This window comes from Paenibacillus sp. OAS669 (genome assembly GCF_014873645.1).
GTDB lineage: Bacteria > Bacillota > Bacilli > Paenibacillales > NBRC-103111 > Paenibacillus_S > Paenibacillus_S vulneris.
Genome location: NZ_JADBDR010000001.1, coordinates 422,871 through 436,328 on the forward strand (window position 1 = coordinate 422,871; position 13,458 = coordinate 436,328).

The window sequence follows — 13,458 nt, forward strand, 5'->3', positions numbered from 1 at the left end:
ACCTAACTAATAAAAAATTTTTAGTAAGCGGTTTCAAGGGTTGTGATACATGTTATATTTAATCTGGAAACGCCACATGAGATAAAGCATAAACTAAATTTTTTTAGAATTCATTGAGTAATTTGATCATTATTTATCCATTTCTTGATTTTATTGCTGTAATTCTCCTTTTACACGAATGAAAGTTTCATAAAGAAGAATGAAGATCACCCGGCCGTATAAAAGTTCATCATTGGTTAACTATATAAAGGAAAGAACGGAAAGTCATGGGGGTAACGATCGTAGGGAAAGAAGCTGACCCCATGAAATCATAATAAATAGGAGGCTAGAACAATGCCTAACGAGCACATCGATATCGAAACGGATGGCAACCCGGAAACCATGTACGAGGACACGACAGCGCACGAGCGTATCGGCTTTAGAGCCGATGACGACACGCCGCTTCGCAATTACGGCAAGCGTGGCGAGAAAATGGACGGCGTTCCGATCGAATAGGATTCCCACGATAAAAAACAGACTGTCCACTCCATAGGGATTGGTCAGTCTGTTCTTTTGCTAGCAATAAGATTAAGAATTTTTATAAACTAAATCCTGCTTTCTATAGCCATGAAAGTGGACACCGACAACTAAACAGAATATGTTTCTGTTTTTATTAACGTCATTTTTTGTATTGCATTTAATGGGTAACCTGGATCTGCTGGCTTTATAATGATGTGTACATGATCCTTATAGAAAGGCACTCTTCTTAACAAAGGGAAATTAATGATAGTGCATTTGAAACCTGTATCAGAGTCATTGACTAGCTTATCTCCAATTTTAAGGACTTCTTTTCCAGAAATTTGCCCATAAACAATAACGCAATCATCGAATGTTTTATCTCGTTTCATAATACTATCGATAATAAATGCCTCTTTAAGTTCAATTTTCCCCATATCATCATATCCCCCGAAACGCAAATAACTGCATTATGTTTTGCATCTGAGCTCAAGCGCAAATTAGGAGTTACTTACTACATACTATCTCTACACTAGCCCCATTGATAAAAATCTAAAACATAAACTTTAGATCCGCTATCAAATTATATAGCTGTGACGTACAATTGTAAGAAAAGTTCTGCTAAATAAAGTAAAAAATTATAGTGCATCTTTCTCAAGCTGCCACACAAAAAAATAAGCGAGGAAACATTTGTAGAGGAAGAAATGACCAAGATAAAAGGAAAGGAGACCCTAATTATTCAGGGTCCCCTTCTCTATTCCACTTAGTCAAGTCAACACTCTCGGCTGCCTATATTGAGCTCTCCTAACCTATTTCACGGAAAAACCTTGCAGCTTCAAATGATCAATATTCGCAAATTCCGTACTCTTATTGACGTCTGCCTGGATATCGATTTCCCGGATATCTATGGTTTCTACGTCGGTGCACACCATGGCCGTGTCAGCACTTAACTGAATGTTTTCAAGCCGGATATCCTTGAGCCGGTGTTCAGGCAAACCCCTGATTTCTACTGCGATTTTGGCACCTTTTCCCGTAACATGTTTTATATTGATATTGTTGAAATCCGAAGGAATATCGGTTTTTGGAACAACGGTACTATAAGGATAGAACATATTAATCTGTATAGCCTCTTCCCTTACGTCATTGATCTCAATATCTTCAAACCATACATTTTCAACGAAGCCTCCCCGGCCGCGCATAGACTTCAGACGGATGCCTCGATCTCCCCCGCCGATCTTGCAATGAGACGCATAAATGTTTCTCACTCCCCCGGACATGCCGCTTCCGATGACCAAGCCTCCATGGCCTTCCTTCATCACACAATTCCTGATCACAATGTTTTCACAAGGCTTGTTCACTCTCCAGCCATCTTCATTCATGCCGGAGTTGATGGCAATACAATCATCCCCGGTTTCAAAGTAACTGTCCTCAATCAACACATTTTTGCATGAATCAGGATTTAAACCGTCCGTATTAGGTCCGCAGCTTACAATATGTATGTTGCGTATAATGACGTTTTCGCAGTATACCGGATGCACCGTCCACTGGGGACCATCCTTAATAGATACCCCCTCGATAAGTACATTTTTACAACCGATGGGTTGAATAAAGGAAGGTCTTAAAGCATCTTTCTCCGTACCATAAATTCGATCCTGAACGGGAATGCCGAGACTTTCGGCATAGCATAGCCTGTTTGCCGCATCTTGCTGCAGCTTTTTCCAATGCCACCAGGCTTCCCCGCTTCCGATCAGCTTGCCTTCTCCTGTTACTGCAATATTTTCACAATCTTTGGCATAGATCAGTGGGGAATAATTATAGCACTCCATCCCCTCCCACCTTGTAAAAACGACAGGGAGATAGTCGGCAAATGTACTGCTAAATCGAATCGTCGCATCCTTTTCAAGCTTCAAGTGGACGTTGCTCCTTAAATGGATCGGACCAGACACCCATTCCCCCTGAGACACAACGACCGTGCCCCCTCCTTGCTCGGAGCATGCATCAACAGCCCTTTGAATTACACGATAATCTGCTTTTCGATCCTGATTGTCGCTTAAATAGTCCTCTGCTTGAAACCGCTTGTCCGAAAACGTTGGAGCCGCTATTTCATCCATTTCGAACGGTGTACCATAAAAATGTCTGCTCATAATTATTCTTACTACCATCCTTCACTCATTGTTTTTTTGGTTGAGATTCCCGATATAGGCCAGGGGACACGCCGACCATCTTCTTAAATGTTCTGATAAAGGAGGTCGTATTCGTGTATCCCGCTTTTTCCGAGACTTCCCCGACTGAAATATCCGTCTCGCGCAACAATGCTTTGGCATATTCCATTCTTAAGAAGATTAGGAAGTCAACAAAATTTTGGCCTATGCTTTCTTTGAACAACTGGCTTAAATATTTCGAGCTGATTTGAAAACGATCGCTCAGCATGGCAAGCGACAGGTTGGGATCCGTGTAGTGCTCCGCTACGTAATTACGTATTTCTTTCATAAGCGCATCATGCCGCCGGTTCCTCGCAAGCTCTTCGATAAACTGAAATAGCTGCTCCAATACGCTATGGAAGGCGGACTCGACCTCCGGCAGCGTATCCGATTGCGCGATCGCAAGAAGCAAGTCAGGCTTCGCCTCCTGAAGCCAAGCCTTAACCGTTTCCGGCAACACCTTCTCCATCTCATACTCCAGATGAAATACAAAATAATGAAGCTGGCGCTCGACTTCATCCTTAGGAAGACATTCGACAGTCATTTCCCTAAAAAGCCGTCTAAGCTCGTTCTCCCATCCGGTATCCGACATCCGCAGCTGACGGACGATAGTACGGATGATTTCCAAATAGTTAAACCAATCACCGTGCGAATGACTTGACCATTCAACGGTGTCAATAATTTGATTGATCCCAAGCGTCACTTTTCGGTTAACGGCTTCTAATGCATCATCAAACGAACGGCTTATTGCCGACTCGTTTTCCGCAGCCGAACCGATTCCGATCGTCACGGTGAAATCCAGATTTTTATCGACCCAAGCTCTGATTTGCTCGGACATCTGCAGGATGCGATGCTCCAAAGTCTCTGTATCATCAGAGAGGAGAAGAATGACAAATTGATGCTTGGATATCCACTCCGACATGATTCGTTGACCGTTCTGCTCTGCAATCTCAAAAGCGACACTGCTTATAATAAACTTGAATAAAGCTTGATCCTTTGGGTTGTATTGGAGTCCGAATTGCACATAATGGTCGATTTCGACCAGCGCAACAATAAATTTGCCTGACGTTAGCCCGAAATGCTGCCTTTCCTGCTCCCAAGCATCCCGGTCGTCCTCATACTCACCCTTTAACAAAATTTGCAGAAATTGCTGTCTCCGGATAACCTGGTGCTCCTGCTGTTTTTCCTGAAAATCCATATTGTTTGTAATTAAGCGTTCAATGGCTTGATCGATAAAAGCAAATTCGTCCTTGCTTCCTTTCTGATCCACGGACTTCACCATAGAAGGGAAACGATCGATTCGCTGCAAAATCGCTTTGATCGGTTTGTAGCTCCTTCGGGTTACATAAAAGGTGGAGCCAACCGCAAAGATGATCACACCAAGGCCGAGAATAAGTAAAATCGTATTCCCCTGAACCAAATTATTAAACCATTGGTCCCCTTTAATGCTGATTCTGTATTTCCAATTCGTATAATCGGATACGATATCCGCATTCACCCCATGATCGATGGAATCAGGCCGCCCTTTGAAGAATGGATTTCCTTTAGTATCAAACAGCTGCACCTCGGTTAATTCCTGATTGATCATTTGGCTAATGAATGTATGAAGGGAAGAAAGGTTGACATTGATGATTAGATATCCAAGACTTCCGGAATCGCGCGGTATTTTGATTACCAACGAAGTAACGGAGATAGCCATGTCATTCCCTTCGTTCTGTTTGAGCCTCGGCGAAGACCAGCCCTCCATCAAGGGCTGCTCTATTGAACTGCGGATATAGTTGCGATCTGGAAACAATTCAATGGGCCTCAGCGCGTTTTGGTCAAGCACCTTGCTGTCCTTAGCCCGATATAAGTAAACGGAGTCGATAAGTCCGTATCGAAGATCCATGAGATTGTGAAGCAATTTGGAAATATCGAATTCCAAAGCTCTGTCCGAGGGACCTTCAAGAAAAAAACGAAGCTGTCCGTTCGTGTCCGCCATTTTCTGTGCATCGTCAGCAATGCCCTTCAACGAGTTGTCTACCACATTCACGATAAAGGCAGCCGTTAAGTAATTCGCTTGAATGGCATTACGAACATTGATTTGATTAAATACGGAAATGAAGATGAAGATCAGCAGGCTGACCGTAACAAACAGAATAGGGAGATATGAAAACAGCATTCGTTTGATGTAGTTGGATTGTGGGGCTTTCATATCTCCCGCTCCTTTGATTTATTTTTTTTGCATTTCCTTGTACGCCGCTCTGCGTTCGTCAATGACGGCCTGCCCACCCAGCTTCAAGTATTCCTGAGCAAGCGAGTCATAGGTTTTGCTGAAATCCTCCAACTTGGCCAGGATACTCTTCACAATCGCCTCCTGCGACTTATCCACAAGCGTTTTGTTGTACTTATTCTCGGCATCGATCGGACGTTCAAATCGAGGCTCTGTGTACCCGTCTTTCAGCGCATTGAGTATGGATTGCTTAGCCATTTCTTTATAATCCGGAAAAGCTAGAGCGGTAGCTTCAATATTTTTTTCCAGAGTACCATAGTCTTTACCGTTAACTATAATGGCAATATCGACGTTATTATAGAATGTTTTCTTGGCTTCATCCGTTGTGATTGCTTTCGGGAAGCCGTTCTCGAGTGTATAATGCTGGCCTTCGATACCATTGGTGAGCGTGAATAATACGTCTTCCTGAGACATCCAATCCAAATACTTGATCGCTTCCACCGCATGCTTACTCGACTTGGGAATCATGATGTGCATGCCGGACGGACCGTAAATATTTTTCGGATGTTTTCCCTCCTCATTCGTAAAGGGATCCATCGCGACATACTGCGCGCCAGGGACGTTTTTCTTCAACGTATCGAATAAGTTGCCCGGACCCATTAACGTCGGATGAGCGGCCACAGCTGTAAAGGCCCCGATTAGACCGTTCGCTACATTTTTCTCAAAAACTTTGCCGTCTTTGTCCAAAGCGAAATCCGAATCAATTAAGCCCTCCTGGTTCATCTTATTCAAGAACTGCACGCCATCCTTAAAACCCGGCTTCATCAATTCCAGGACCGGTCTTGTGGTCGAAAATGCGTAGAAATCTTCCTCCGGCATGTTCTTTACGAACGCGCTGGCCAAAACGATCGGCGTATTAATCCCGCTGCCGCCTAAAGCACTGAAGCCGAAAGGAATTACCTTGCCGCCGGTATTCCCGGGGTCCTTCTCCTTAAACGCTTTCATTGTATTGTAAAATTGCTCCGTCGTCGTCGGAACCGGCAATCCCAGCTTATCGAGCCAGTCCTTGCGGATATACGAGGACTGGGTATATTGCAGCGTTCTCTTCGCGGGGATCGTATATTGCTTGCCGCTGAATACACCGTAGGATAGAACCTCTTGACCGAGATACTTTTTCAGGTTCGGACCATGTTCATCGATCAGCTTGCCCACTTCAGCCAGCCCGCCGCTTTTCACATAGTTGTTCACCGTATTCATATCATAAGCAAACACAATATCAGGCGCATCACCGGTAGCCATTAGCACATTGAGTTTTTCCGTCTCTTGATTCCGTGGAACCGGAATGAATTCCAGCTTGATGTTGTTCGGATCGCCGAAATTTTTCTGGATCCACTGCGTCCAGAAGTTATTATTGACGGGTCCTGCACCCGCCGGAGCATTGCCGCGGTCAAACACTTCTACCTTCAAGGTGACAGGGTCTTTACTTGCAGCACTTCCCGCTCCCTCCCCATTGGCTGCATCCTTACTCGAACAAGCAGACAACAAGCCCGCTAGCAACAAGGCTGAGGCAGAAATTCCAAACCATCTAGCTTTTATAATCACATCTGAACTCCCCTTTACTTAGTTTTTCCATAAAAAATTCTCCATTGTGGAAGGGGAACCCGAGCGGGTCACCCTTTGACTGCACCTATCATAATACCTGAGACAAAGTAACGTTGAAGCCACGGATAAACGATTAATATGGGCGTGGTTGCGAACATAATGCTGGCCGCTTTGATTCCTTCCGGAACGACATCGACCTGAGCTGCTCCTTCCTGAGCGGTCAAATCCGTCACCATACTGTTCATGACAATTTGATATAATTTAAGCTGGATAGGGAACAAATCGGAATTTGTTATATAGAAAAGCGCATCCATAAACCCATTCCATCGATGAACCGCATAGAACAAGCTAAGCGTTGCAAGAACCGGTAAAGAAAGCGGCAGGACTATACGAATTAGGGTGCCGATGTGGGAGCTGCCGTCAATATATGCCGATTCTTCCAAGCTGGCAGGAATGGACAAGAAAAACGTCCGCAGGATGATCAGATTAAAGGCGCTTATCGCACCGGGCAAAATTAAGGAAGATAGGCTGTCCAACAGTCCCAATTCCTTCACAAGTAAATAGTCGGGGATTAAGCCGCCGCTGAAAAACATGGTAAAAACAATCAGCATCATAAACACGGTCTTCCCCTTAAGCCGATCCTTTGTTAATGGATAGGCGGCAGCGATAGTCATCACCATGCAGACCAAGGTATAGCTTACCGTTAACACAATCGTTAAGCCCATCGACCATAGCATCCTGGAATCCGCAAATACGATTTTGTAAGCATGCAAATCCAGCTCACGAGGAAAAAATGTAACCGCGTTGGATAGGACGGCCTGCTTGGAGCTTAATGAGATAGCGATGATGTGCAAGAAAGGCAGGAGACATAAAAGTATGGCCGCGCCAATAATCAGCATAATGATGATGTCGGATATACGAACGGTCGATTGCTTCTTAAGTACACTGGTTGTCATGTTGTTCCTCCTACCAAATTCCTTGCTCACCGAAACGCTTGGCGATCCGGTTGGCAGCGACGACAAAGATAACGGCTACCAATGCCTGAAATAAACCCATCGCGGTTGCCAGCGAGAATTGCGCCGATTGAAGTCCCGCTTTATATACGAAGGTACTGATAACTTCCGCATAATCCATCACGAGTGCATTTCCCATAACAAACGGACGTTCGAAACCAATCGTCATAATATGACCGAGCTGCATAATTAACATGACCACAATGGTCGAGCGAATACCCGGCAGTGTAATATACCACATCTTCTTTAATCTTCCGGCTCCATCGACATCTGCCGCCTCATAGAGCTCCTTGTTGATTCCAGTTAAGGCTGCCAAGTAAATAATGGTTCCCCAGCCGGCACTCTGCCAAATCCCGGTTCCCAAATACACGGAGAGCCAAGCAAGCTTATCCGTCAGGAAAGGCACAGGGTCAAACCCGAGAATGACAATCAGATTGTTGACCAGGCCCCCTTTTGTGGCAAACATTTGATACACGAGCCCGCCAATGATGATCCACGAAATAAAATGAGGCAAATATAGAAGCGTTTGCGCCAATTTTTTATACCAGATCACCCGAAGCTCGTTAAGCAAAATAGCCAGTATAATAGGGGCGGGAAACGAAAATACCAAATCGAGGAAATTGAGCGTCAGCGTGTTCCTTACGGCAATATAAAACTGGCTCATCTCGAATAACTGCCTGAAATTTTCGAAGCCGACCCATTCGCTTCCGGTTACCCCTTGAAAAATACTGTAATCCTGAAAAGCGATGACCGCTCCGTACATGGGGACGTATTTAAAAACTATAAAATACAAAATAGGAAGCACGAGCAGCAAATATAGCTGGTAGTCTCTTTTCCATCCATCCGCCTTCCGGCGCTTCAAAGACGTTGCAATGAATTGCGGTTTGGTTTTTGCCAAGCTTCTGTCCAAATGTAACCCTCCTCTCTTCAAGTAATAAGTTTGATGTTAGCAGCTCCTTTGAACGAGCCAGCTGCCGCACACAAACTATACTTGGAGGATGACGAAATGCACAATAGATATGATTCCGTTGATTTGCAGAATTCCGAAACCGTTGATACGACTGGGTTTTTCAGCTATCCAATGTATAATTCCATAGAAGCTTCTATCGTCAGCAGGCCCTGCATTATTCGCCAAGCCGACACAAAACCGCTCCTCAGGATAGGCTGCCCACGGAGCGGCTAATCGTTCTTATTTCTTTGCTGCTGCCAAAAGTTTGTTTATATGGAAATGGGGAAATCGCTCAAAATATTTTTCCCGAAGACCTGCACCGAGTGGAACCCCTGGTCTGATATTTGAATAGTATCATGGTGTAATCTAGTTCTGAATGGAAAAAATCAAGGTTTACTTGTAAAAATCGCTCATGCAGCTTTACTCAGCCAACTAAGCACATCAACTAGGTACTACTGTCTTTCTAACAATGCTGATTCCCCCTTTTCTTTGCCCTAGTTCGCTCACAAGCGCAAAAAAGCAGTCCGATTCTACAATAGATTCAGACTGCTTATTAACTTACATTTGTCTTACTCTGGGGAAATGCAGATTGGGGATGGGTACCTTCGCCCAATCGATGTCGGCTGCAAAATAAAAGCTTGTGTAGCAGGGCTGATTGTATACGACATTCTGCCATGCAATACCGGTTCTGTATTGAGAATCGTGCATTAAGGTATATAATTTGCGATCGGTTACTTCGGTGCTCAGGTAGATCCGAATCGCCGAGCTGTCCTCCGTGCGAACCAGCAGTTCTTCTCTCCAGTCCCCGAATACGTCCGCGACAAGGCACGGATTCCCCTTGGTTCCGTTGTTGGAAACCGCCCCCTCTGCTGTAAGCAGCCGGCCTTGTTTCCAGTCATCGATAGTTACAGGCTGATCCAATCTGCCGTTAACGATTTGGGTCGTCATGTCAGCCGACCATTTGATGCTCATGTTCGTTCCCGGAACCTTCTTAGCAATCTGCTTCCCTTTGGCCGTCATCAAGCCGAAGGCTTCATCGCTCTCATAGCCTTCGCTGCACCACACTTGGAGGCCCCGGTGCTCCGGATCAATCTGTCCTATCATCCCGCGTCCCACATCGTCAGTTGCGAAGCCGCCGAACAAAATCTCGCCTGTCGCCGCATCGCGCAGCGTATATCCGTAAGGTCCTGAGGCGCCGCTTTCATGCACCATGAAAATCTCCAGGCCCTCCCGTTCCGGATCGATGTTCGCAACGTGAAGGGCGTCGCCATGACCAAGCTTGGCTATCGTTCCAGGCGCATTGCTCTCAAGAGGCATCACAGCCCGGGAGCTGTATAGAATCGTTCCATCATGGTCGATGGTCGCTGCACCGTATATAATTTCATGACAACCGTCGCCATCCACGTCCGCGATACTCAAGGAATGGGCTCCCTGCCTGGCAAGGCTGCCGAAGCTCTCGCTGTGTCCGTCTTCCAAACGAAGTGTATCGTGGAACGGATTATTCATCGTAATCCAGCCGCTGTCAATGAACCAATGCTCCTTCAGGTGCTTTCCGTCCCACCTATAGGAAACAACGGCAGCGCGGGTGTAATAGCCGCGAGCGAAGATAGCGTACGGCTGTTTACCGTCCAGATAAGCCACTCCGGCGAGAAACCGGTCTACACGGTTTCCAGGCTCAATGCGGTTATGCGAGTAATCCCCCCACATCAGACCGTCGTCATGCCGGCCCGGTTTATAACGGATCGTCTCCAATTCTACGCCTGTCTGCCCGTGAAACACGGTCAAATACTCGGGCCCGTCGAGAATGAAGCCCTCGAAGGACCTGAGGTTGTTGCGCTCGCTCCGGCTTGGAGCATAAATGTCGATGAAATAATCGGCCAGCCGCTCCGCATCCTCCCTTGACAATGGATAATGATAAAGGCCGCTGATCCCGAAGCATTGTTCCAGTGTCGATGGCCATCGACCGGCTATTACCTCTTCATGCCGGTGCCAGCTCATGAACATACGCACGATATGCTCGTAGTAATCCGCGCTGCTCATTCGATAGTCGTCTTGATGGCTGTACCCGGCATCGATATCCTCCTGAAGCATGCTTATATAGGTTTCGGAGGATGGTCTTCCTTCTGAATCGTATCGGATCACCTTGGTCCCTGGGGCCGTCTTGAGCATCAGCTCAGCTTTACCGTCTCCGTCGAAATCGTAGACCAGGAACTGCGTATAATGAGCGCCTGCCCGAATGTTCACACCAAGGTCTATCCGGTAGAGCAGCGTTCCGTTCTGTTTGTAGCAGTCAATATAGACCGGACCGGTATAGCCGGAATGGGATACGTCCTTCGCATTGGATGGGTCCCATTTTACGAAGTATTCGTACTCGCCGTCACCATCTACGTCTCCGACGCTCATATCATTTGCCGAGTAGGAATAGGTTTGTCCTGCAGGTGTGATACCGTCAGCAGGTTTTCGTAATGGCAATTCATAATATGGACCCTCCCAAGGGGTCACTTCAGCGCTTCGTTCGGCTTCCCGTCCGTCCTCGACGGAACAAACATAATAAACTGACGTAAGCGTCCCGCTGCGGTCCAAATAGTTGGTGCTGTCTTTGACCTCTGCGATACAGACACCATTGCGGTACAGGTTAAAATCTGCGCCGATTAATCCGTTGCTGCTATGGCCGGTCACTTCATTGCCGAGCAATCTCCAGCTGAGAAATATTCCTTCGGATGTAGCGGCTGCGACCAGCCCCCTATCCAGGTATTCTAATTGCACTGCGGAATTGTTATTTGCGTCGTCTGTTTGCCGTTCTTGGCTGGTTGTCATCGTTGGTCCCTCCATCTAGCTCTTGCGATTTGCTTGAAACTTCATCATAACGTCCCCAGATCGCTTATTCCGCCTCCATCCGGCGGCGCATGAGCTCCGACCAGCGGAGGGCGATAGCCTCTTGACCCGCCGCAGAAGGATGGACAAGATCAGCGGACAACTCAGTGACACTTTGCAGCAGCTCCGTTCCTGGAGTGTAGACTGTCCTTGAGTCACCTAATTCCTCGACGGCCCGACGAACTGCCTTCCGATAGGCTGCAACCCGATCTATGCCATCCAAATCACGGTTACATAGGAACAGGTCCGTCACAAAGAGCCACCGATTACGTTTGCCTTTAACAACGGCTGCGAGAAAATCACGCAGCCTGTTCTCGAATACTTCGGCTGTCCATTGCCCTATGACATTTATCCCCATCTCAAGCGATGCGAAGTCCCAGTCCTCCCGTTCCGCAATATGATGGCCAAGTGCCAGATCCATATGCGCGCTGCCTGCGAATCCCTTGTTCAAGAGATCCACACTGAGCAGATCGGCGATGCGCATCGCATAAGATCCTGTCGGGCGCACGGCGTCACCGCCATGTGTGATGGATGAACCGTAAGCCAGATACCGGCACTGCGGTAACTGCTCCGGCCTTGGCGGAGCCAGGTCACCTTCCGCATCAACGAAGATGATCTTCCAGTCGTACGGCAGCACGATTCGAACCACCTCCGGGTCGAAGACGAGACCACGCTCTCGATAAAGAGCTGAAAGCCTCGTCGTATCAGGCCGTTCGATAGTGATTGCCGTAGGTTCCGTCCCAATCCTTCTTGGCGTGACAGTATAGGGTGCCTGAAACGGGCCAAAATAGACTTCTGCGGTGTGCGACGATTCGGGGCGCGCCTTATCCCGGCGAAGAATAATCGTCGCTCTTTCACTCCGCATCAAGAACCGCAGCTCCACGCCGCAAGTATTGACCGCCCGGTCCACTCTGGCTGCCTCGTTCAGTTCCCCTCTCACATGGGCAGGCACACGGCTCAGAGCCCAGCCTCCACCTTCAACCGGCACCAGCTGATCTACGTTATGAAATGCAATACCCTTAAAAACTTGCAAAATTTTACCTCCTTATCCAATAGCATTCCAGTCTAAAACGCTATCAATCGAGCATTTGATAGTATGGATAGTACCATGGTTCGCCTTGAATCGGAATATAAAAAACGTAAGATAACTTGTAATAATCGATTCCATCTTGCATTTTTAAAAGATTGTACTATTAATTCTGTTTAATTCTCATGACGACGTTCATCCGCGCTCCTGTGCCTGCTGCGATAAACGCTTGGCGAAACCCCATTAAGCTGCTTGAACATTTTGCTGAAGTGATACTCTTCATAGTAACCGCACAGCTTGGCAATTTCCTTAATGGGGTAATCCGTAAATATTAAATAACGGCATGCCTGCTGATTACGTAAATGATTATGATATTCCTTCGGGCCCATACCCGTATATTTAATGAACAGCTTTCGCAGGTAGGATGCCGAGATTTTGTATTCCTCCGCCAATCGTTCAATTCGCTGGTTTTCCGTATATCCGTTCTCCAAATGTTTCTTGATTTGCTCAAAGGCCGCCAGAGCACCGGATTCAGCCAGACTCCAATCAGGCTGCTCAATTTGATGCAGCTTGTGCAGCAGTATTTGTAATTTGGCTTGGGAAACGGCCGCTCCGGCAGCAATTCCCGGAAACCAGTCTTTATGTATATCCCGGAACAACTGTCCTAATTCCTCCGTTTGGGAGAGGCCGTATCGGCTTAGGAAGGGAAGGTTTAATTTCCCTATTGGCACAACATCCTTCCATACGGCATCGTACTCAAACTCTGCGCAATCGAATAGCACCATGTTCATACGGAGGGGGGCATGCGGCTCCGAGCGCATGGACATCTCTAGACCGGGCCTCAGGTAAGCCAGCATTCCGGCCTTCACCTTATGTTCTGTATTCGTCAGAAAGGTTCCCTCGCCTTCGTGAATCCAGTACAAGCTATGCACATTCACCAAATTACGGATATCTTCCCAACCGGGGTACGTTACTTTATCGAGAACAAAATGAATATGCAGCGCGATGCGATTCAAATTATAGTTAGGCGCTTCCAAACCTGCATCCCTCCTTATGCATTTTCAATTTCATTAAGCCCGAAATTT

The 13,458-nt window shown here is 46.7% G+C and carries 10 protein-coding genes; 1 reads left to right on the forward strand and 9 read right to left on the reverse strand.

Annotated elements, in window-relative coordinates; translation table 11 throughout:
* The first annotated feature begins 333 nt into the window (after positions 1 to 333).
* Positions 334 to 495 (forward strand): hypothetical protein, encoded by a 162-nt coding sequence (locus GGC63_RS01545; protein ID WP_179135864.1) that lies wholly within the window; start codon positions 334 to 336, stop codon positions 493 to 495.
* Between the two features lie 131 nt (positions 496 to 626).
* Here the strand turns inward: GGC63_RS01545 and GGC63_RS01550 are convergent, their stop codons facing one another.
* The 9 genes from GGC63_RS01550 to GGC63_RS01590 form a co-directional block, all read right to left on the reverse strand.
* Entirely contained in the window at positions 627 to 932 is a 306-nt protein-coding gene (locus GGC63_RS01550) for a hypothetical protein (protein ID WP_192700834.1), read from the reverse strand.
* Between the two features lie 372 nt (positions 933 to 1,304).
* On the reverse strand, positions 1,305 to 2,639 hold the full coding sequence (locus tag GGC63_RS01555) for a glycoside hydrolase family 28 protein (protein WP_192700835.1): 1,335 nt from the start codon (positions 2,637 to 2,639) through the stop codon (positions 1,305 to 1,307).
* Positions 2,640 to 2,664: 25 nt separating this feature from the next.
* Positions 2,665 to 4,890 carry a helix-turn-helix domain-containing protein gene (locus GGC63_RS01560; protein WP_192700836.1) on the reverse strand — a complete coding sequence of 742 codons (2,226 nt, stop codon included), beginning with the start codon at positions 4,888 to 4,890 and terminating at the stop codon, positions 2,665 to 2,667.
* An 18-nt stretch (positions 4,891 to 4,908) separates the two neighbouring features.
* Positions 4,909 to 6,510: an extracellular solute-binding protein gene (locus tag GGC63_RS01565; protein WP_192700837.1), complete on the reverse strand. Its 1,602-nt coding sequence runs from the start codon at positions 6,508 to 6,510 to the stop codon at positions 4,909 to 4,911.
* Positions 6,511 to 6,578: 68 nt separating this feature from the next.
* On the reverse strand, positions 6,579 to 7,466 hold the full coding sequence (locus GGC63_RS01570; protein WP_192700838.1) for a carbohydrate ABC transporter permease: 888 nt from the start codon (positions 7,464 to 7,466) through the stop codon (positions 6,579 to 6,581).
* Between the two features lie 10 nt (positions 7,467 to 7,476).
* Complete coding sequence (locus GGC63_RS01575; RefSeq protein ID WP_192700839.1) at positions 7,477 to 8,433, reverse strand: ABC transporter permease; 957 nt, start codon at positions 8,431 to 8,433, stop codon at positions 7,477 to 7,479.
* 597 nt (positions 8,434 to 9,030) lie between these two features.
* Entirely contained in the window at positions 9,031 to 11,289 is a 2,259-nt protein-coding gene (locus GGC63_RS01580; protein ID WP_192700840.1) for a rhamnogalacturonan lyase, read from the reverse strand.
* Between the two features lie 64 nt (positions 11,290 to 11,353).
* Positions 11,354 to 12,379 carry a GDSL-type esterase/lipase family protein gene (locus GGC63_RS01585; protein WP_225947859.1) on the reverse strand — a complete coding sequence of 342 codons (1,026 nt, stop codon included), beginning with the start codon at positions 12,377 to 12,379 and terminating at the stop codon, positions 11,354 to 11,356.
* 170 nt (positions 12,380 to 12,549) lie between these two features.
* Positions 12,550 to 13,410: an AraC family transcriptional regulator gene (locus GGC63_RS01590; protein WP_192700841.1), complete on the reverse strand. Its 861-nt coding sequence runs from the start codon at positions 13,408 to 13,410 to the stop codon at positions 12,550 to 12,552.
* Positions 13,411 to 13,458: the final 48 nt, after the last annotated feature.

Excerpts from the sequence above, each read along its gene's own strand:
- GGC63_RS01580 (WP_192700840.1), bottom strand. The coding sequence starts at position 11,289 with ATGACAACCAGCCAAGAACGGCAAACAGACGACGCAAATAACAATTCC.
- GGC63_RS01555 (WP_192700835.1), bottom strand. The coding sequence starts at position 2,639 with ATGAGCAGACATTTTTATGGTACACCGTTCGAAATGGATGAAATAGCG.
- GGC63_RS01550 (WP_192700834.1), bottom strand. The coding sequence starts at position 932 with ATGGGGAAAATTGAACTTAAAGAGGCATTTATTATCGATAGTATTATG.
- GGC63_RS01570 (WP_192700838.1), bottom strand. The coding sequence starts at position 7,466 with ATGACAACCAGTGTACTTAAGAAGCAATCGACCGTTCGTATATCCGAC.
- GGC63_RS01560 (WP_192700836.1), bottom strand. The coding sequence starts at position 4,890 with ATGAAAGCCCCACAATCCAACTACATCAAACGAATGCTGTTTTCATAT.
- GGC63_RS01545 (WP_179135864.1), top strand. The coding sequence starts at position 334 with ATGCCTAACGAGCACATCGATATCGAAACGGATGGCAACCCGGAAACC.